This window comes from Domibacillus indicus, from assembly GCF_000970685.1.
GTDB lineage: Bacteria > Bacillota > Bacilli > Bacillales > Domibacillaceae > Domibacillus > Domibacillus indicus.
Genome location: NZ_LAJB01000013.1, coordinates 1 through 20031 on the forward strand (window position 1 = coordinate 1; position 20031 = coordinate 20031).

Sequence of the window (20031 nt, forward strand, 5' to 3'; positions counted from 1 at the left end):
AGGCTTTGCTTTATAGGAATGAATCTTTCATTTTCTTTCGGTTTTCTATGATCCGCTTCCATACACGCGGGTCAGACTGCATAAAGCCTCCGATGCCCGGTGTAACATTTACTTCGAAAATAAAAGGCTTTAAGTGTTTATCCAGTCCAAGATCAACGCCGGCTTCCCGGGATGGATGCCGGGTCTTTACGATCCTGGCAGCTGCAATTGAAACCTCCTCCAGCTCGGCTATCAAGCCTTGCTGTCTTTCTTTTTCTATATGAAGATAATGGGATAGCAGCTGCTGGGCGGGCACGGCAAAAGCCCCGCGGCGTGTATTGGATATGCCGTTTTTTTCGCGGGCAATTGAACCGTAAATGCCTACTGCTGCTGTTTTGTCAATAAAGTGCTGAACATGGACCCGGATATTAACGGGCTCGCCGGAAACGGAAATACTGCCGATGCCCTCTTGAATAATATAGGGCCAGATACGCCCAAACCGTTCAAAAGGCTGAAGAAATTTATGAATTTCCGGCATATCCATTACATGGTCAATTTTTTTTCCTTGAAGTGTGTATCCTTTCAAAGAATAATGGCAGTCATCCCTTTTCTCCATTTTATATACGCCTCTTCCCTGCCCGGAGGTATCATGCTTAACAAACACAACCGGATGGCGGCTGGTGAAGTCGGAGAGCTTTTCTTTTGTGTAGGGAGCTGTTTCCGGAAGATGCTGCCGGACAAAGGGATCGCTTTGGAGAAGGTGGTATTGCGCAAGCTTTCCTAAAGCTTTGTTCACTTTTTCACTTCCTTTCATGCAGAGATTTTGAAGCTGGAAGCCTGCAGGCGTCAGCTGCAGAATTAACGTAAATGAAAAAATTTCAAAAAAGAAGAAAGAGTACGCGGCTGAAAAAAAGGTGATTCTTTTTTTGTTTCGCCGGCTGAAGCGGACGGATGCCTGGTCGATTCACCTATTTTTTTTCGGTTTTCGATAATTTGCTTCCACATCTGCTTGTCAATGCGTGCAAAATCTTCAATGCCTGGCGTAATATTCACTTCGAAAATATAAGGCTTCATATTTTCATCTAATCCAAGGTCAACACCGCATTCCCGGCACGGATAATGGCTGGCGATGATTTCAGCGGCGGCGGCTGAGACTTCCATCAGTTTATTCAATATAGCAGGCTGGTCTTCTTTTTTTACTTTGAGGAAAATAAAAAATAAGTTTCGCATTGGCATCGCGTAAGCTCCGCGGCAGATGTTTGTAATGCCGTTTTCCTCGTAGGCGATCGAACCATAAATGCCCCCTACAACCGGTTTGCCTTCTACATGCTGGACATGGACACGGATATTCACATGCTGCCCCCGTGCACTGATACTGTTGATGCCCTGCTGGACGATGTAAGGCTGCGTCCGGCCAAATCGTTCAAAAGGCTGCAGCAGCTTATGAATGCTGTGAATGTCGAGTGTCTGGTCTACTTCTTTGCCCTGAAGGGAATAGCCTTTTAGAGAGTACAAATCAGCGGAAGTTTTTGTGAGTTTATAAACGCCTCTTCCTTGTCCGGATGTATTATGTTTTATAAACACCACCGGATAGCGGCCTGCAAAGTCAATTAGACTTTCTTTTGTATAAGGAGCTGTATCAGGAAGATGTTTAGAAACAAGAGGGTGATTTTGAAGCAGAAGGTGCTGCTCAAGCTTTCCAAGATTGATTCTCATAGGGTTCACCTCCTTTTCTAGTTTACTGTTAGATTATGCTTTTTCAGCTTAATCGTGTGGGTTAACTGGCAAGCAGAACATAGAAGAGCTAGATTTTATGCACAAACAACCGCCCGCAGTGCTTCATATAATAAATGAGAAAGGAGGGGAACAATGGAACCAATTCTGTTAAGTGATATTCGTGCTGTACTAGAAGGAGAGCTAATTTCCGGTAAAGAAGATTGGTATGTGAAAAATGCCATCGTATACAATCGCCATGAATTGAACAAAACGCATACACTGATTTTTTTAAACAGAAAAGATTCTATTCACCGGGGCCATTTGGCGTCTGTGAAGCCCTGTACTGTTGTAACGGATAAACCGGTGGAGGAAGTGCGGCACCTGCTCGGCGAAACGGCAGTCATTCGTGTAAAAAGCGTTATTCAGTCTTATTGGACGTTTATCGACTATTACCGGTCGCTTTTTCATATTCCAGTTACAGCTGTTACCGGAACCTGCGGAAAAACAACAGTTAAAGAAATGATTAAGCATATATTAAGTGCTTCCTACAATGTACAGGCGTCAGAAAGCAGCAAAAACGAACCGAGAAGGTCTTTTCACTACCTGCTGGGGATTGACCGCCAGACCGATATGGCTGTGTTTGAAACGGGGCTTGGGAATATAGGGAATATTAAGCACCAATGTCTTATTTATCAGCCCACTATAGGCATTATCACAATGATAGGTGCTCATCATTTAGACGGCTGTAAAACATTGGAAGGGTATATTCAAGCGAAAGGGGAAATTATTGAAGGAATAAAAGAAGGCGGCACGCTTATTTTAAATGCCGATGATGAAAATACTAAAAAGCTGTCGTTAACTTCATTTAAGGGCTGTCTGATTTATTTTGGATTAACTCATCAGGCCGAATTTCAGGCAGCGGATATCTTCTATACAAAAAATGGCATGGCTTTTACTCTTAAGCACCATAAACAAAAGCATCCTGTTTTTATTCCAGGGTACGGAGAGCACCAGGTATACAATGCATTGGCGGCCATTGCTGCTGTTCATCAAATGGGAATGAGCATCACTGAAGCGTCAGAAAGATTGGCATCATTCCGAAATATGGAACGTCATCTTGAGGTGACAGGCGGAATAAACGGGAGTACCATCATTGACGATACATGGACGATCAATCCCGCTTCTGTAGAGGCAGCATTAAAAGTAGTAGATGAACTTGGAAAAAGCAAAAAAACCATTGTACTGCTGGGGGATATTAACCGTCTTGGCGATTACGAAAAGGAGTACCATCAAAAAGTAGGAAGCATGGTAGCCGAAAGAAAATACAACACACTGGTAACAATTGGGGAAAAAGCAAAGGAAATCAGCCGCCAGGCAAAAAAAGACGGATTTACAGGAGATATTTATCAATTTCAAACAGTAGAAGGTGTACTGGAAATGTTAAAAGAAAAAGTAGATAAACAGACACTGCTGCTTATTAAAGGGCCAATGAAAAGCCGTTCAATGATCGAATTGGCAAAGCAGTTAAAAGAGCTTTAGTGCCGGGCCTTTTGTTTCAATAAATAATAAAAAAAGAAAATAAATGAAATACATGGGAAACCCGGAAACAACTACTAAGGGTTTCCCATTCTTTTGGATGTTAGAATAGACATTGTTCATTGAAACAAAACATGTTCAGGAGGCACCAATGAAAAAACAAATTGTTACTACAGCTCTTGCATCGATAGTTGCTTTCTCAGGAATGACTGCCGCAGGCATTGACCAGCCGCAGGTACAAGCTGCTGCCGTTACTCAAAACAATCAGGCGGCTGTTGAAGCCAAAGCAAATCAATTGATCAGCACAGCAAAAGGATTAATGGGAAAAGCGACATACAGCACTGCCGTTTATAAAAAAACAGCACCTTATAAATTTTCATGCGCTACGTTCTTAAACTTTATTTTTGAAAAAGAAGGTGTCGATCTTGCCACATATAATGAAAATTATATGATGAAGCAGGGTACAGCCGTATCAAAAGCAAACTTGCAAAAAGGAGATCTTGTATTTTTCGACAGCAACCGAAACGACAGTGAACCTGCAGACCATGTTGGTATGTACATAGGGGATAACAAGATCATTCACATGGCTGATTCCAAACAAAACATTGTGATCTCGGATTTGGACAGCAAAGCGTATTACCGGGATAACTATTTAACGGCAAGACGCGTACTGCCTACATTAATGTCAGGCAGCCCGGCAACAAAAGGGGATAAAGTGGTTGCTTCTGCGTACAGCCTGATGAGCAGCTCGCAATCTTCTTCTTTAACAAATGCCGGCTTTGTGAATCGTGTGTTCCAGAATAACGGCATTCAGCTTGGAACAACTAGTTTAAAAGAACAAATGAAAAAAGGGACCTTTGTTTCAAAAAGCCAGCTGAAAAAAGGTGATATCGTCTTTTTTAATGGTACGCCAGGATCAAAAACTCCTTCTCTGGCAGCTGTTTATGCCGGTGACCATCGACTCGTTATGAAAACATCAGAAGGTGTTGTTTCCCGTGTTATATTCGTTGATTGGTACGAGCAGCACTATCTAACTGCAAGACGTGTAATCAAATAACGAAAACTGATGCCAATCATTTGAAAAGCAGCATTGTGCTGCTTTTTTTTTTGCTTTAAATAACGGAAGGCAGGTCGAATGACCATGCAAAATTCCAGTGATCTCATACCCTATATAGAAACCTGAATGCTGTTTAAAAATAGGGAGGCATGATTCGTGAAAACCATAGTGTTTATCGGGTTAAATAAATCAGGTTCCAGCAGAGAAGCGGTAAAAGCCGCTGAAAAACTGGGGTATTTCACAGTGGTTTTTACAAACAGAGAACGGCAGCTGGAACAGCGGGAGGAATACCCGGATGTGCATCAACTTGTTTTACTGGACATAGATGATATCGGTGTGTTAAAAACACATATCACTGCACTGCAACACAAAGGACATACGATTTCGGCCGTCACTAGTTTTGTTGACCAGTATGTTCATACAGCCTCGCAGCTTGCTGACGAATTTTATGATAACTGTTTATCAACCGATGCTATTTTTATTATGGAAAATAAGGAGGAAACAAGGGAGTTTCTTTCAAACGAGCCGTATACACCTGCTTTTTTGCTGGTAGACAAAAGCACCCCTGCTTCAGCCATTGCTTTCCCGGATAATCTAACATATCCGGTCATGGTAAAATGCCCTAAATCAACTGGCTCTAAAGATGTTATTTTTGCGGCAGATAAAGAAGAAGTAAGGAAAAGTACATCAAAATTAAAAGACAAGTACCCTGATGAAACGCTCATTATTGAGGAATATATTAGTGGCGAACAATATTTAGTAGAAGTGATTGTATACAAGGGGAAAATTATAACTGCTGCTATTATTGAGCAGGAAATTACAAGAGGGAAGCGGTTTATTGTAACAGGCTATGGCGTGCTGGCCGATGTTGCGCCGGAGATTGAAGAAAGCATTGGAGAAATTACTCAATCCATAGTTACTGCCCTGGATATCGAAAACGGTGCTTTTCATCTGGAATTAAGAAAGACGGAAAACGGGTGGAAGCTGATCGAAATTAACCCGAGAATTTCAGGCGGCGCCATGAATAAAATGATTGAAGCTGCATTCGGCTACAGTTTAGTAGAAGAGACGCTTAAGATGTTAACCGGGGAAGCTCCTTGTTTAGAAAAGAAAAAAAGCCGTTTTGTTTTTACACAGCATGTTATTGTCGGGCAAAAAGGAATATTGGAGAGAGTCACCGGGAAAAACAGGGCGTCAAAATCACCGGGAGTAGAAGAGGTATATGTAAAGCCAAGGAGGGGGACACTGCTTATTCCTCCATTATCAATGGGACACCGCTATGCGTACGTAATTGCAGCAGGGAATACTATGCAGGAGGCGAAGGAATTCGCCAAAACAGCAGCCCGGGAAATTCAATTTTATTTAAGAACAGAACAATAACAGCAAGCCCCCCTCTAGTGGCGGGCTTGTTGTTTTATGCTGCCGAAAAAGAGCCGTCAAGAAAATACTCCGTTTTTGAACTGAAATTGTTTTCTTCTTATGGGCTATAAATGAGCTGTTTTCTTCTGATTTCAACAGAATGAAAAACGACAAGCCCTCCTCAGGGGGCTTGTCGTTTTTAAAGAGTGCGGGGACAATAATTAAAAGATCATTTTGTTTTACATGGGAAGTTCCTATTTTACTCCGTAAGCCGTGTCTAAAAAAGCAACCGTGTCAAACATATTTGTTTTGCTTGCTCCTTTTACAAGAATGGTGTCCTTTTCTTGCAGAATTTCCCGCAGATAGTCATGCATTTCTTCTTTGTTCAAAAAGTGTTTAACGGCTTTCTCTGGAAAAGAAGCATTTATTGCCCCTGCTCCAATAGCGTCTGCTCTATAACCATACGTAATAATCAAATCGATATTTTGCCCGGCGAGGTATTCGCCGACTTTTTTGTACTGTGCATCCCGCAGATCGCCAAGCTCCCTCATCTGGCCCAGTATCGCAATTTTTCTGGCGGGTGCAATATTTTTCAAAACATCGATTGCCGCCATAACTGCCTGGGGATGAGAATGCACAGTGTCATCGATCAGTGTCATGTTATCCTTTAAATGATAAATAGTCATCCGGCGGGGCGGCTTCCGGAACAAAAGCCCGGATTTTATTTCAAGCGGCGAGAATCCTAAATAATCAGCAATCGCCACCGCATTTAATGCATTGTAGACATGATGCTCACCAAAAATCGGAATAAAGAATTGATGATTTTCCCCGCGAATAGTCATTTTAAAATTCATTCCGTTTGAAGTGTATGTTACATCATGCGCCTGGTAATCAGCGGGCCTGCGTATACCGGTAGTTATTATTTTTCCGCGAAACTGGCCGGTTTCCAGATAAGCGGAATTTTCGTCGTCCGCATTTAAAAAAAGGATGCCATCCTGCTTCATTCCGTGAATCAATTCCGACTTCGCATGGGCGATGCCGCGGATATCGCCATCAAAATTGCCGATATGTGCCATGCCGATATTTGTGACAACACTTATGTTTGGCTGAATAATTTCGCAGTGTTCGGTAATAACGCCGGGATACGCCATCCCATATTCAAGAACGACTGCTTCGTGAGCAGAGTCAATTTCCTCCGCATGCTTTTTCGTATGCTCGGTTGTATTCCAGTAATCTTTGGATTCAAACACATTCATTCTTGTTTTTAATATGGAGGACACAAATGCTTTTGTGGTTGTTTTGCCGGCACTCCCTGTTATCGCGATAATCGGAATTTTATTGATATCCAATTCTTTTTTCTTTCTTTGCTGAATTTCTTTTTTAATTTGATCCTGGTTTTTTGCCAGATAAAGGGCGTAGTGAATTGTATTTTTTACTACATCCATTTCCAAATAAAAAGCAGGCGGGCAGCCGGGACGCCAGTTTACTTCATAGATCCAGATCTTTTGATTCTGGTCGAAGCCAATATCAATTCCGAGTTCATCAATAACTTCCTGGTATTCACGCATTTGAAGTTCATCAAGATGGCGGGCCAGTGAAAGAGAAAAATGCTCAAGCCTCCGCTTAACGTTAAATGCCTCATCTTTGCTAAACTCCTGCTTTAAAAAAGGCTCTAAATAGTTTGTATAGCCGCCGTTGTTAATGTTAGTTACAATGGTTCCTTCAGGGGCGACACGCGGGTAAATCGCTGTAATAACCCATTTTCCTTCTCCGTTTTTTTGGACATGAAGCCGGAAATCATAAGCAAGGCCGGCTTTTGTCCGGCTGTTGATATAGGGCTGGATAATAAAAGTATTTTCCTTTAAAAGCGGATCAAAGAAAGAAGCCAGCTCCCCCTGGCTGTAATGAACGTCAGCCGAGTCTTTATTTACTACATAACGGCTGCCGTCCAGGTGGATAAAATAAATGCCCTGTCCTTTTCTTCCATCAATCGGTTTTACAATTACATGATGAAAAGCATTCATAAAGTGAAAAATGTCATTTGAATTTTTTACTGTTTTAGTTGGAATTAAATAGCCCGCAAATTCTTTTCCTTCTTTTAGTCTTTCATTTACATTCCACTTGTTCCCAATTGAATGAGTAGTAAAAGGAATCATCTCTTTCAGCTTTTGAACGACACTTTTTGCTTTTGCTAACTTTTCAGGACTGCCAGCGTTATAAATCACATCCGGAAACGGTACGGTCTGCTCTTTCCAGGTGCCGTTTTCATATACCTGCCCCTTGATGCGCTTCGTGACAAAGTTAACACAGCCAGGCGAGAAATAAACAAAGCCGGCGCCTTCTGCTTGAGCGACAATGGCATAAGCATAGGACTTGATCACGGTTGTCGGATCTTTTCTATGGTGAAGCATACCAATCAGCGTCAAGTGAATTCCCCTCTCCTTAAATAAAAACTCTCTCTTAGTAAATGCAACTCAAAGATGTTATGTGAAAAATCAAAGAAAAAGAACAGCTCAGTCCTAAAATGATCAAGTAGGCTTTTTCACCTCTTTCGGAACGCTGAAATATTCTATAAATAAAAGCAATGCAGGAGGGAAGGCTATGCAGCATCGTCACAGAAGCAGTTTAAAGTATTTCTTACATGCTTTAAAAGAGCAGCAGGACCAGCTGAAAGGGCTGAAAACGGATATTTGCAGCAGCCTTTTGGCAAAGCTTTTTAATGGAGATACCATCCCCATCATGATTAAGGTGGATGGAGAATATTATGAAGCTGCTGTCATGAAAGGCAGCCGTTTGCTTCGCACAAAATATTTCCGTATTGAAACAATTGATGAAGAAAACGATACTGTGACCCTTTTATTGCTGGAGCCTCTCGATATGGGCAATGGGTTCGCGGCTTCTTTTAACGAGCTTTATCGTTTAGAAAAAACCAGCATGTCTATCACATTGTATATAAACCGGATCAGTGCAGTTCAATGCCTCGATATCGAGCTTATGACCAAAAAGATGGTTATTGAGCCAAAATGGTGATTTTCTTTATCTAAGCTGAATGGGCTTTTTACACCGACCTTTACGATCATAAGTCATTTGTTCAGTGCTTAAGGCAGGCAGATTCCTGTATGTAAGCTGAACAGGCCGGGCGAGGCCGCTTCTTGAAACAGGCGATTTTTTTTAATGTTTGCTACACTGTTTATAACAAGAAGCGGAGGAAGGAATTATATGAGTCGTGTTTGGTCGCTGTTAATGCCATACCGGGCCAGAATGGCGTTTGCCTGGGGGCTGATGCTGCTGGAGCTTGCTGTAGAGCTGGCATTGCCGGTGTTAATGGCGAAAATGGTTGATGATGGCATTGTCGCAGGAGAAATGAAAGCTATTTTGTATTGGGGCAGTATTATGATTGGGCTGTCGCTGTTTTCTTTCACAGCTGGCATTACCAATTCGTTTATTGCCGCCCGGATCGGCCAGGATTATGGATTTGATATTCGAAAAGAGCTGATTGAAAAAGTACAGTCTTTTTCATTTGGCCAGTACGGCCATTTCGATACATCCACGCTGATCACCCGGATGACCAACGATGTAACCCAGCTTCAGAATGCGGTTTTTATGAGCCTGCGGATTATGCTGCGTGCTCCTCTTATGATTATTTTTGGTACGGCTATGGCGCTGTTTGTCCACTTTAAGCTGTCGCTTGTTTTGCTTGTGACGGTACCGGTTATGACTTTTTTTATGCTGTTTATGATGAGAAAAGGGGCAGGCATGTTCAGCCTCGTCCAGCTGAAGCTCGATAAAGTAAACAGTGTTATGCGTGAAAACCTGGCTGGTATCCGCTTGATTAAAGCGTTCGTGCGAAGCGGCCGTGAAATATCACGCTTTGGCCATGCGGGAAAAGATCTTATGAACCAGACGATCCAGGTTATTCGCACATTTGAAAGCATTGTCCCCATTTTGCTGCTTGTTATGAACGGCGGCCTTATTTTTATTTTGTGGTTCGGTTTTGTTGAAATGCAAAACGGAACAGCTACAACAGGCGAAATTGTAGCCATTATTAATTATGCAGCACGCATTATTATTTCCCTGTCCATTTTTACCTTTATCACACTTGCTTTTGCGCGCGGAAAAGCGTCTGCTGCCCGGATTGATGAAGTATTAACGGTTGAACCGGAAGAGCTGAAGGCCGTAACAGAAGAATATCCAGCAGACGGTGACATTCTCTTTAATGATGTCACCTTTACATACCCGGGCGGAAAGGCGCCGGTGCTCCAGTCACTGTCGATGAAGGTGAAGCGCGGCAGTATGGCGGCGATTTTAGGGGAGACGGGCTCCGGCAAGTCGGCCTTGCTTTCTCTTATTCCGCGCTTGTATGAGCCGGACAGCGGATCGATTGCAATCGGCGGGCGTGATATAAGCAGAATGGATGTCCGAAGGCTGCGCCATAAAATCGGCTTCGTGCCGCAGGAGTCGCATTTGTTTACAGGCTCCATTACGGACAATATCCGCTGGGGGAAAAAAGACGCCACAGAGGAAGAAATTACAGAAGCAGCAAAAAAAGCGCAAATTCATGAAACCATTGCTGCGCTGCCGGATGGGTACGACACAATAATCGGGCAGAAAGGTGTAACGTTATCAGGAGGACAGAAACAGCGGTTATCCATCGCACGGGCTCTTATCCGAAAGCCGGATATCCTGCTGCTTGACGACAGCACAAGTGCTCTTGATGTAAAAACGGAAGGAAGGCTTATAGAAGCCATTACATCCGAGGAATGCACCATTTTTATCGTGACCCAAAAAATTTCAACCGCAGAACAGGCAGATTGCATTTTTATGATTGAGGAAGGGAAAGCAGCTGTTTCCGGAACACATCGTGAGCTGGCACGCAAACATGATTTGTATAAACGGCTGATGGAGTCTCAGGGCAGAAAGGGCGGGGCATATGAAGCATCCGGGCAGTAATCCAGGCGGCAAAAAGCCGAAAATCAATAATTTGTCCGTTACCTTAAAACGGATTGGCCGTTATTTATTTAAGCGAAAGAGCAAACTGCTTTTAACCATGATGATGGTAGCGCTCAGCTCTGCCCTTGCACTGGCAGGTCCGTTTTTAATCGGAGTGGCAATTGATGATTATATTGCATCCGGCGATGAGCGGGGTTTGAGCTGGCTGCTGGCAGGCCTTGCGCTTGTATACATTGGATATTCACTTGTTTCTTTTTTGCAAAACTACTGGATGGCAGAGGTTGCCCAAAAAACGGTGTATGAATTGCGGGATGACCTGTTCCGGCATTTTCATAAGCTGCCGGTTTCATTTTTTGATAAGCGCCGCCACGGTGAATTGATGAGCCGGGTGACAAATGATATTGATAATATCAGCAGCACACTGAACAGTTCTATTATCCAGGTAGCTTCGGGATTATTAACCCTTCTTGGCTCCATTGCAGTCATGCTTTATTTAAGCCCGGTCCTGACACTGATCACGCTGCTGATTATTCCTCTTATGTTCGGCGGTATGAAATGGATTACCAATCGGACAGGTCCAAGGTTCAAAGAGCAGCAGCGTCATCTTGGTGATTTAAATGGCTTCATTGAAGAAGCCATTTCAAGCCGCCATATCGTCAAAATGTTTTCGCGTGAGGACGAAATGATCGGTGAGTTTATGGAAAAAAATGACCGGCTCCGGGAAGCCGGCTATTTGGCCCAGGCATATTCAGGTTTTATTCCAAAATTAATGAACCTGCTCAATAACACAGGCTTCGCCGTTATTGCGCTGGCCGGCGGGATTCTGGCATTGAATGGACAGGCGTCAGTCGGCACCATTGTCATCTTTACAGAGTACGCCCGCCAGTTTACCCGGCCGCTGAATGATCTTGCCAACCAGTACAATACGATGCTGTCAGCTGTCGCAGGGGCAGAACGTGTTTTTGATATTATGGACACAAGGGAAGCGGTCGACAGAAAAGAGAGCAGGCAGCATCAATTGTCCGGCCATGTTGTGTTTAACAATGTTGCATTTTCTTATGAAGAAGGGAAGCCGACTCTTTCCAACGTGTCATTTCAAGCGGAGGCTGGTGAAACAATTGCGCTAATCGGACCGACCGGATCAGGCAAAACAACAATTATGAATTTGCTCGCCCGGTTTTACGAGCCGGCCGGCGGAGCCATTTTATTTGACGGCGTAGACAGCCGGGAAATAGCCGGTTCCGCGCTGCGCCGCCAGATGGGCTTTGTTCTTCAGGATACCGTTTTGTTTGAAGATACAGTGATGGAAAATATCCGCTACGGCCGGCTTGATGCGACAGACGATGAAGTGATTGAAGCAGCGAGAAAAGCAAATGCCCACACGTTTATTATGCGGATGCCGGATGGATATGCATCAAAGCTGAGCCAGGATGGATCGGGCATCAGCCAGGGGCAGAGGCAGCTTCTTTCCATTGCACGAGCCATTTTAGCTGATCCGGTGATATTGATTTTAGACGAGGCAACAAGCAGCATCGACACGATTACGGAGCTTCATATTCAAGAAGCGCTTGGCCGGCTGATGGAAGGGCGGACCAGTTTCGTTATTGCTCACCGTCTGAATACAATCCAGCATGCCGACCAGGTGATCCGCCTGAGAAATGGTGCCATTGAAGCCATTGGCACCTATGAGAATGTAGTCGAATAGCCGGCTGTGAGCGGCCATAAATCAATTTGAATAAAGCAGCCGCCAGCAAACATATCAGAAAGAGAGAAGTGTGCTGTCAAAACAGATCAAAAAAAGCATCACAGATGGCTCTGTGATGCTTTTTTGTATTACAGCTCAAGTGTTTGCGGCGGCTGTCCTTTTTTGTTCATTAAACGGATTTGTTCGGGATCGATTTTTAAAATAAGCAATTTTGGATCTTCCGGCCCGTCAAACCATGGTTCTAAATGTTCATTCCAAACTTTTTCTTTCATACCTTCATCATCTGATTCGGTCACTTTTCCTTCGATTTCCACATACGTATCCCCGATACCTTCACCTTCATAGCCAAGCAAAATATGCGTATACGGATTTTGCTCTATATCCTCCGTTTTATGGGTGTCTTTGCTTGTTGCGGTATAAAGGGTTAAGTTATCGTTGAAAAAGGTCATATAGCGTGAACGCGGCTTGTTATCATGAATCGTCGCCATCGTCCCGACATAGTTTTCTTTTAAAATAGATAAAATCTGCTCTTTTACTGAACTCATTTTATAATCACTCCTTATACTATGTACTATTCCACTTGTTCCCTTTTTTAAACAAAAAAGAACACCCGCTTAGAGTGTTCCTTTGTCAAAATCTTATTCCGGCTGTGATTTAACTAAAATTTTCACCTGGCTTTTTTCTTTCATTAGCGCTTCAAATCCCTCTGATACAACATCATCAAGATGAATTCGTTTTGTCACCAGTTTTTCCGCCTGAAAATAGCCCTGCTGCATCAGCTTCATTACAGCGGGAAAAATATCACGGTAAGCGATAATGCCTTTAACCGTCCGCTCTTGCAAAACAATATTATTTGGCTGCACAGATGCTTCTGATTCCCAGATAGAAACAATAATCGTTTCACCTTCAAATGAAGTGGAATCAATCGCCTGCGGAAGAACGGCTGGAACACCGGTTACTTCAAACGATACATCAACCCCTCCGCCTGATAGCTCTCGAAGGCGTTCTACAGCCTGCTCTTCTTTTGGGTTGATTACTTCCCGTGCGCCAAGCTCTTTCGCTTTAGCGGCTCGTTCGGGTGACAGTTCGACAGCGTAGATTTCCGATGCGCCAGCTGCCCGAAGAGCTTCGATAACAAGCAGCCCGATCGGTCCTGCTCCAAACACCGCTGCTTTGTCGCCTGGTTTCAGCTTGCTCAAACGGACTGCATGCAGCGCTACTGCGGCTGGTTCTACGAGTGCTCCCTGCTCATAAGACAGGCCCTCGGGCATTTTATGTACCATATGTTCATCAACCATTGTATATTCAGAAAAGCCGCCGCCTCCGCCGGACAATCCGTGGAAGCCGAGGTGCTCACATAAATTGTATTTTCCTTTTTTACAAGCTGGACATTCGCCGCAGGAAAGAATGGGCTCTACCACAACGGGATCACCTGGCTGCACTTTGGTTACGCCTTCGCCCACTTCCGTCACCTGGCCGGAAAATTCATGGCCCATTACAATAGGGGCTTTGTCCTGGCTGACATAGTGAGGTTCTTGGACGGGCACAAAAATCGGTCCTGCCGCATATTCATGCAAATCACTTCCGCAGATGCCGGTCCATTCCACTTTGATTTTTATTTTACCAGGTGCAATGACCGGTTCATCAATCGTTTCCACCCGAATGTCTTTTGCTTCATACCATCGTGCAGCTTTCATCATAAAAACCTCCCGAAATAGTAATCGCTTACGCTATTATTTTATCATGTTAAACAGGGGAGGTCTAAAATTAACTGAATATTTGTATTAATCAAAAGTGTGATTGATAGAAGTCATAAATGTTTTTTCCGATTAATGATACAGTCACCACGATAAAAAGAAGGCGCACATAAGACGTTCCTTTCAGAATCGCAAATTTTGACCCCGCCAGTGCCCCGAGAATCATCGCCCCGCCCATTGCCAGGCCATACGGAATATAAACCATATCCATCATTAAAAAAAGAATAAGGGCAGCAAGGTTGCTGCTGAAGTTTAACAGCTTGGCATTGCCGGCGGATTGAATAAAATCAAAGCCAAGCAGCAAAAATGCAAATAAAATAAAAGAACCTGTACCGGCACCAAGAAAACCGTCATAAAAGCCGATCCCAAAGATAGCTGCTGCAAACAGAAGGGCTTTTGCGGGTGTCGGCTTTTTATAAGTGGATGTGCTGCCCCAGTTTTTCTTAAAGACCGTGTAAATCGCAACAGTAATCAGCAAAACGAGAATTAATGGCTTTAACACATCGGGTGAAACATATCGGACAGTCAGAGCGCCAAACAGCGAACCAATAAATGTAAGCGGGAACAATCTGCCTGTCAGCCGAAAATCAACTTTGCCGGCCCGAATAAAAGCAATGGTGCTTGTCAGCGCTCCCATGGTGCTTGCCAGTTTATTTGTAGCAACCGCAGCAGCGGGCGGGATTCCTGCAGCCAGCAGGGCCGGAATGGAAATCAGGCCGCCTCCTCCCACAACCGCATCAATAAAAGCAGCTAAAAATCCAAAGAAAAACAGTGTAAGAAGAATGGTTCCATCCAAGTTTCATGCTCCTTCTCTATTTAGTTACTATTGAAATAGTAACTAATATTTTTCAGATTGTAAACGTGTTATGATAAAAGGAAGACGCAGTGTGGAGGAAAAAATGGACGAACTTATCCGAAAAATGCAGTCAGTCGGCTTTAATCAGTATGAATCCAAAGCTTACATTACACTGGTTAAGCTTGGAACATCGACCGCTTATCAAATCAGTAAGGAATCCGGCATTCCGAGAGCACGTGTATATGACGTGCTCAAAAGCCTGTCCGCACAGGGAATGGTGATTCAAGAAGCAATAAACAACAGCATTATGTATTCACCGCTCCCTGTGGATGTTTTTTTATCGTCGATTCAATCCAGATGGGAGAAAACCTATACTTCGATCCACGAGTCACTAAAGAAGCTTGAAGCTGTGCAGCCGGAGCCGGATAACCGGGTTGCTTCTGTTCAAGGGCAGGAATCAATTCTTGCTTTTTGTGAAACACTGTTGAAAAGAGCTGAACGAAAAGTCATTGTTTCTTTGTGGAGCGATATGTATAAAATGCTTGAGCCGGTCTTGAAAGAAACGGCCCATCGTTGTAAGATGAAGGGTATTGTTTTTCAGGTGAATAATCCGGTTGCAGGGCTTGATCAGCACCGGCAGACAAGCTTTGTGGAAGGGATCGGACAGAATAAGTGGTTTATTTTGTCAATTGACAGCAGGGAAATGCTGTATGGCCCTTCTGTTGAACAGCGGGATACCGCATTTTACACAGACAATCCCGTGCATATTTATTTGCTGGAAAACTACGTATGGCACGATATATTAGTCAACCGCCTTGTGACGGAAAAAGAAATGGAAAAGTGGATTTCCGCCGAGCGGGATGAATTTTTTAAATAAGAGAAGGAGATGTAATTGTGGCAAAGATTCAAGCTCCGATTAAAAAAGGCGAAGCGGTTCACGTATCGGTCGCTGATTTAACGCACGAAGGAAAAGGGGTAGCAAAAATTGACGGATATCCGTTATTTATAGAAGGCATGCTGCCGGGTGAAACAGGAGAAGTGGAAGTAACAAAGCTGAACAAAGGTTATGGCTTTGCGAAGCTTCTCCGGCTTGAGCAGAAATCGCCGGAGCGGGTGAGCCCATCCTGCTCCGTATATGAAGAATGCGGAGGGTGCCAGCTCCAGCATCTATCGTATGCAGGACAGATGGAAATGAAATACAATCAGGTCCGTAATGTAATGGACCGGATTGCCAAGCTGCCGGACGTGCCGGTTCACTCGGTGCTCGGCATGGAGGAGCCCTGGCGTTACCGGAATAAAGCACAGGTGCCGGTCGGGCTGTCGGGCGGCCGTCTTGTCGCCGGTTTTTACAAAAAACGTTCTCATGAGATTATTGATATGACGGAATGTTTAATTCAGCATGAAGAAAGCGATGTAATGATTCAAAAAGTAAAAGATGTCTGTGCAGCAAACGGCGTTATGTCCTATGATGAACAGAGCCATAAAGGTGTGCTGCGCCATGTAATGGCGCGCATTGGCTATCAAACGGGCGAGAAGATGGCAGTGCTTATTACACGCACAAATGAGCTGCCAAATGAGCAGGCCATCATTGCCGGGATACGCAGAGAAGTGCCGGGCATTACATCTATCGTTCAAAACGTGAACCCTGACAAAACAAATGTGATTTTCGGCAGCAAAACACGGACACTGTTTGGGGAAGACGTTATTTACGATACAATCGGCAGCGTGAAATTCGCGATCTCTGCCCGCTCTTTTTATCAGGTAAATCCGGTCCAGACGGAGGTGCTTTACAACAAGGCTCTTGAGTATGCAGGTTTAACCGGAGAAGAAACGGTGATCGACGCTTATTGCGGCATCGGCACCATTTCACTGTTTTTAGCGCAAAAAGCAAAGCAGGTTTATGGGGTTGAAATCGTGCCTCAGGCAATTGAAGACGCCCGGAAAAACGCCGAATTAAACGGCATCACAAACGCTTATTTTGAAGCGGGAAAAGCAGAAGAAGTCATTCCTGCCTGGTACAAGCAGGGGATCCGCCCGGATGTTATTGTCGTTGACCCGCCGCGCAAAGGCTGCGATGAAGCGCTTTTGGAAACGATCTTAAAAATGAAGCCGAAGCGGGTTGTTTACGTGTCCTGTAATCCCGGCACACTGGCACGGGATTTGCGTGTGCTTGAAGACGGGGGCTACCGGACACGTGAAGTGCAGCCTGTGGATATGTTTCCGCAAACGGTGCATGTCGAGGCGGTAGCAGTGTTAGAGCTGAGATAAGTTTAACGAAAATAAACACCTCCCAGTATAAACATTTTCTAATGAGATCTGGATTTCGGTAAAATAAACATTTCCGATTTCTGGGTCTTTTTCGTGAGCATCCCTGTCTTTACTCGATTTCGTTTGATAAAAAGTGCTTAAGCATGCTATAAGTGTAAAAGAAGCAGCATTTTTGCTTTTTAAGTTTAGGATAAAGGTTTGGCCCGGTATCCATAATGAAAGGATTTTTAATATGATAGATAATTTTTGGCGTGATTTGCCGCGCCCTTTTTTTGTACTGGCACCAATGGAAGATGTGACGGATGTTGTTTTTCGCCATGTAGTGAGTGAAGCAGCCAGACCCGATGTATTCTTTACAGAGTTTACAAACTCGGAGAGCTATTGTCACCCAGAGGGGAGCCACAGCGTGCGTGGCCGTTTAACTTTTACAGAAGATGAACAACCAATGGTCGCTCATATATGGGGAGATAAGGCTGAAAACTTCCGGCAAATGAGTATTGGTATGGCGAAACTGGGCTTTCGGGGATTGGATATTAATATGGGCTGTCCTGTGCCCAATGTGACACAGAATGGGAAGGGAAGCGGCCTTATCCGCCGTCCCGAAGTTGCGGCAGATTTAATACAAGCAGCAAAAGCAGGAGGATTGCCCGTAAGTGTGAAGACAAGGCTTGGTTTCACGGATGTAGACGAATGGCATGATTGGCTGACACACATATTGAAACAAGATATTGCTAATCTTTCCATTCATCTGCGTACAAGAAAGGAAATGAGCAAGGTAGATGCTCATTGGGAATTGATTCCGGAGATTAAAAAGCTTCGTGACGAGGTGGCACCAGATACACTTTTGACGATCAATGGGGATATTCCTGACCGTCAAACTGGCTTAAAGCTCGCCCATCAATATGGTGTTGATGGGGTTATGATTGGGCGTGGTATTTTTAATAATCCATTTGCTTTTGAAAAAGAGCCGAAAGATCACAGCAGCAAGGAATTGCTCGATCTCTTGAGACTGCATCTTGATCTCCATGATAAATATTCAAAATTAGAGCTCCGTTCGTTTAAGGCTCTCCACCGCTTTTTTAAGATATATGTCAAAGGGTTTCGAGGGGCAGGTGAATTAAGAAATCAATTAATGAGCACAGAGTCAACAGATGAAGTGCGTGCATTGCTCGATAACTTTGAGAGAAAGAATCTTATTGGGGCAGAAGAACAGTAAAGGTAAGGCAAAAATGAAGCAGGACGTTAAACTGGCGTGAAAGTGGCATGGACCCGGACTATTCCGCCAATATTCGCTTTTATGAATTTACAAACTATCATAATTCTTTATTCTGCTGCGTCTAACTAACATAAACATCCCTGAATAACTTTTTCTAACCAGGCCTGGATTTCGGTAAAATAAACATTTCCGATTTCCGGGTCTTTTTATACGAAGCCCCGTTTCTGCTTTTTTAAAAAATTTCAACAGGAAATACTGCTGTTTTTGAAGAAAATGGGCAGAATACTAAAAAAGTAAAGAGAAAAAGACTGTATCCGGATTCAATATTAGACATATTTTTTTACAAAAACTATAATGAACCTATTGTGTATAAAAAGTAATAATAAAAAGGGAGGCAAAAATAGATTGGATAAAAATCCCGAAATTAATATAGGCGGGCTTGATTTTGAATGGAGCCTGGAAAGCGGCCAATTTTTATTTGAAGGAGAAGATGCCGTTCTTTTCTGGATTTCGTCTGCAATGAAAACATTTTTTGATACAATTGAAGAAATATCAGGAGAAGAAGCATCAAATCTTGTTTTTGAAACAACCGGTTTCCGCCAGGGCCTGACGGTAGGACAATATTTTGAGAAAATAAAAGATGTCAGCATAGCGGAAGCAGCAGAGTTAATTACCAATACATATGCCTCAGCGGGCTGGGGCCGGACGACTATTAAAAACCTGGATTTTGAAGCGAAAACACTGACGGCTTATATTAAAGACAGCTGGGAATATAAAATTAACCTTGCGCAGGAGAAGGAACAGGGCGGCAATTATCTTCCCGCCCATTACGCGGGAATTTTTACAGGGCTGTTTGGCACAAACATATGGTATAAAGTCACCCAGCATCAATTGGAAGGACATGAGTGCAGCATTATCGAGTATTTTCCATCGGATGTGACTATTTCAAATAATATCCATGAATTGGCAAGAAAAAAGGAAGCGGAAGAAATTCTTCGTTTAGAGACACTTGTGGACGAAAAAACAAGAGAACTAAAAGAGCTTGTGAAACAAATTTCTTCTCCGATTATTCCTGTTCTTGAAGGAATCGCGGTCGTTCCGCTGCTCGGAAAATATGACGAAGAACGTTCAGAAGAGCTGGTTGTAAAAACACTGAATAATCTTCCCGCCCACAAGGCAAACTACCTGGTGCTTGATTTAACGGGACTTGATAAAGATATAAGCGAGCATACAGTCAGCCTGATTGAAAAAATCGGCTCCGCTGCTGCCTTGATCGGAACGAAAACCATTCTTGTTGGCATCTCTGCTGAGCTGAGTATGATTATATCGAAATCAAACATTGATTTATCTGTATTTGATTGTTTTCAAACGCTTCAGCATGGAATTTATTTTGCTTTAGGGCAGCATGGGCGCAAAATTATTTGAAGATAAACGTAACCAGAAGATTCTTTTAAATAAAGCATGAGACTGCAGGCAAAGCCTGCAGTCTTTTCATAGTGCTGAAAAAGAGAGCCGTCAAAATGAGCTGTTTTCTTCTAAAAGCAGAAGCCGGGGCTGCGGGCGGCCATTGTGTTCTTAAAAAAGCGGGCATGAAAAAGCATGTTTGGTCTTTTCTTTCTCATTTAGAAAAGAAAAACAACCGGATTTTATTGGCTGTTCTTCCGCGCTTTTTTTAAACGGTATAAAAACAAT

17 protein-coding genes are annotated in these 20031 nt (G+C 43.5%); 11 read left to right on the top strand and 6 right to left on the bottom strand.

Features of this window, described 5'->3' with window-relative positions; genetic code table 11:
• Positions 1-10: 10 nt before the first annotated feature.
• Together VP98_RS13895 and VP98_RS13900 are read right to left on the bottom strand one after the other, a co-directional pair.
• On the bottom strand, positions 11-775 hold the full coding sequence (locus VP98_RS13895) for a YheC/YheD family protein (protein WP_046176006.1): 765 nt from the start codon (positions 773-775) through the stop codon (positions 11-13).
• A gap of 62 nt (positions 776-837) precedes the next feature.
• Positions 838-1695, bottom strand: a complete 858-nt coding sequence (locus VP98_RS13900) for a YheC/YheD family protein (RefSeq protein ID WP_046176007.1) — start codon at positions 1693-1695, stop codon at positions 838-840.
• Positions 1696-1848: 153 nt separating this feature from the next.
• Between VP98_RS13900 and VP98_RS13905 the strand changes: the two genes are divergently transcribed.
• From VP98_RS13905 to VP98_RS13915, 3 genes are all read left to right on the top strand, one after another.
• Positions 1849-3234 (top strand): UDP-N-acetylmuramoyl-tripeptide--D-alanyl-D-alanine ligase, encoded by a 1386-nt coding sequence (locus VP98_RS13905; RefSeq protein ID WP_046176008.1) that lies wholly within the window; start codon positions 1849-1851, stop codon positions 3232-3234.
• Between the two features lie 148 nt (positions 3235-3382).
• Complete coding sequence (locus tag VP98_RS13910) at positions 3383-4288, top strand: C40 family peptidase (protein ID WP_052712251.1); 906 nt, start codon at positions 3383-3385, stop codon at positions 4286-4288.
• Positions 4289-4444: 156 nt separating this feature from the next.
• A complete protein-coding gene (locus VP98_RS13915; protein ID WP_046176009.1) occupies positions 4445-5668 on the top strand; it encodes an ATP-grasp domain-containing protein in 1224 nt (407 codons plus the stop codon).
• Between the two features lie 233 nt (positions 5669-5901).
• Here VP98_RS13915 and VP98_RS18600 read toward each other — a convergent pair whose 3' ends face one another.
• Positions 5902-8073 carry a YheC/YheD family protein gene (locus VP98_RS18600; protein WP_082087939.1) on the bottom strand — a complete coding sequence of 724 codons (2172 nt, stop codon included), beginning with the start codon at positions 8071-8073 and terminating at the stop codon, positions 5902-5904.
• A gap of 175 nt (positions 8074-8248) precedes the next feature.
• On the opposite strand from VP98_RS18600, the gene VP98_RS13925 reads away from it, so the two are divergent.
• From VP98_RS13925 to VP98_RS13935, 3 genes are all read left to right on the top strand, one after another.
• A complete protein-coding gene (locus VP98_RS13925) occupies positions 8249-8677 on the top strand; it encodes a CotY/CotZ family spore coat protein (RefSeq protein WP_046176010.1) in 429 nt (142 codons plus the stop codon).
• A gap of 189 nt (positions 8678-8866) precedes the next feature.
• A complete protein-coding gene (locus VP98_RS13930; protein WP_046176011.1) occupies positions 8867-10597 on the top strand; it encodes an ABC transporter ATP-binding protein in 1731 nt (576 codons plus the stop codon).
• A complete protein-coding gene (locus VP98_RS13935; protein ID WP_046176012.1) occupies positions 10578-12302 on the top strand; it encodes an ABC transporter ATP-binding protein in 1725 nt (574 codons plus the stop codon). The genes VP98_RS13930 and VP98_RS13935 overlap by 20 nt, the downstream gene beginning before the upstream one ends.
• Positions 12303-12430: 128 nt before the next feature.
• Here VP98_RS13935 and VP98_RS13940 read toward each other — a convergent pair whose 3' ends face one another.
• The 3 genes from VP98_RS13940 to VP98_RS13950 form a co-directional block, all read right to left on the bottom strand.
• Positions 12431-12847 (bottom strand): pyridoxamine 5'-phosphate oxidase family protein, encoded by a 417-nt coding sequence (locus VP98_RS13940; RefSeq protein WP_046176013.1) that lies wholly within the window; start codon positions 12845-12847, stop codon positions 12431-12433.
• 93 nt (positions 12848-12940) lie between these two features.
• Complete coding sequence (locus VP98_RS13945) at positions 12941-13999, bottom strand: 2,3-butanediol dehydrogenase (RefSeq protein ID WP_046176014.1); 1059 nt, start codon at positions 13997-13999, stop codon at positions 12941-12943.
• Between the two features lie 91 nt (positions 14000-14090).
• Positions 14091-14855, bottom strand: coding sequence for a TSUP family transporter (locus tag VP98_RS13950; protein WP_046176015.1), 765 nt, complete (start codon positions 14853-14855; stop codon positions 14091-14093).
• A 103-nt stretch (positions 14856-14958) separates the two neighbouring features.
• Here VP98_RS13950 and VP98_RS13955 point away from each other — a divergent pair, with 103 nt between their 5' ends.
• From VP98_RS13955 to VP98_RS18960, 5 genes are all read left to right on the top strand, one after another.
• On the top strand, positions 14959-15732 hold the full coding sequence (locus VP98_RS13955) for a TrmB family transcriptional regulator (RefSeq protein WP_046176050.1): 774 nt from the start codon (positions 14959-14961) through the stop codon (positions 15730-15732).
• A 17-nt stretch (positions 15733-15749) separates the two neighbouring features.
• Complete coding sequence (rlmD, locus tag VP98_RS13960; protein WP_046176016.1) at positions 15750-17123, top strand: 23S rRNA (uracil(1939)-C(5))-methyltransferase RlmD; 1374 nt, start codon at positions 15750-15752, stop codon at positions 17121-17123.
• 232 nt (positions 17124-17355) lie between these two features.
• Positions 17356-18339 carry a tRNA dihydrouridine synthase gene (locus tag VP98_RS13965; RefSeq protein ID WP_046176051.1) on the top strand — a complete coding sequence of 328 codons (984 nt, stop codon included), beginning with the start codon at positions 17356-17358 and terminating at the stop codon, positions 18337-18339.
• Between the two features lie 405 nt (positions 18340-18744).
• Complete coding sequence (locus VP98_RS13970; protein ID WP_046176017.1) at positions 18745-19764, top strand: STAS domain-containing protein; 1020 nt, start codon at positions 18745-18747, stop codon at positions 19762-19764.
• A gap of 95 nt (positions 19765-19859) precedes the next feature.
• Positions 19860-20015, top strand: coding sequence for a hypothetical protein (locus tag VP98_RS18960; protein WP_156151399.1), 156 nt, complete (start codon positions 19860-19862; stop codon positions 20013-20015).
• Positions 20016-20031 lie beyond the last annotated feature (16 nt).

What these genes read in the sequence shown, in the direction of transcription:
- VP98_RS13900 (WP_046176007.1), bottom strand. Translation starts at nt 1,695, where the DNA reads ATGAGAATCAATCTTGGAAAGCTTGAGCAGCACCTTCTGCTTCAAAAT.
- VP98_RS13905 (WP_046176008.1), top strand. Translation starts at nt 1,849, where the DNA reads ATGGAACCAATTCTGTTAAGTGATATTCGTGCTGTACTAGAAGGAGAG.
- VP98_RS13910 (WP_052712251.1), top strand. Translation starts at nt 3,383, where the DNA reads ATGAAAAAACAAATTGTTACTACAGCTCTTGCATCGATAGTTGCTTTC.
- VP98_RS13925 (WP_046176010.1), top strand. Translation starts at nt 8,249, where the DNA reads ATGCAGCATCGTCACAGAAGCAGTTTAAAGTATTTCTTACATGCTTTA.
- VP98_RS13930 (WP_046176011.1), top strand. Translation starts at nt 8,867, where the DNA reads ATGAGTCGTGTTTGGTCGCTGTTAATGCCATACCGGGCCAGAATGGCG.
- VP98_RS13935 (WP_046176012.1), top strand. Translation starts at nt 10,578, where the DNA reads ATGAAGCATCCGGGCAGTAATCCAGGCGGCAAAAAGCCGAAAATCAAT.
- VP98_RS13940 (WP_046176013.1), bottom strand. Translation starts at nt 12,847, where the DNA reads ATGAGTTCAGTAAAAGAGCAGATTTTATCTATTTTAAAAGAAAACTAT.
- VP98_RS13945 (WP_046176014.1), bottom strand. Translation starts at nt 13,999, where the DNA reads ATGAAAGCTGCACGATGGTATGAAGCAAAAGACATTCGGGTGGAAACG.
- VP98_RS13955 (WP_046176050.1), top strand. Translation starts at nt 14,959, where the DNA reads ATGGACGAACTTATCCGAAAAATGCAGTCAGTCGGCTTTAATCAGTAT.
- VP98_RS13965 (WP_046176051.1), top strand. Translation starts at nt 17,356, where the DNA reads ATGATAGATAATTTTTGGCGTGATTTGCCGCGCCCTTTTTTTGTACTG.
- VP98_RS18960 (WP_156151399.1), top strand. Translation starts at nt 19,860, where the DNA reads ATGAGCTGTTTTCTTCTAAAAGCAGAAGCCGGGGCTGCGGGCGGCCAT.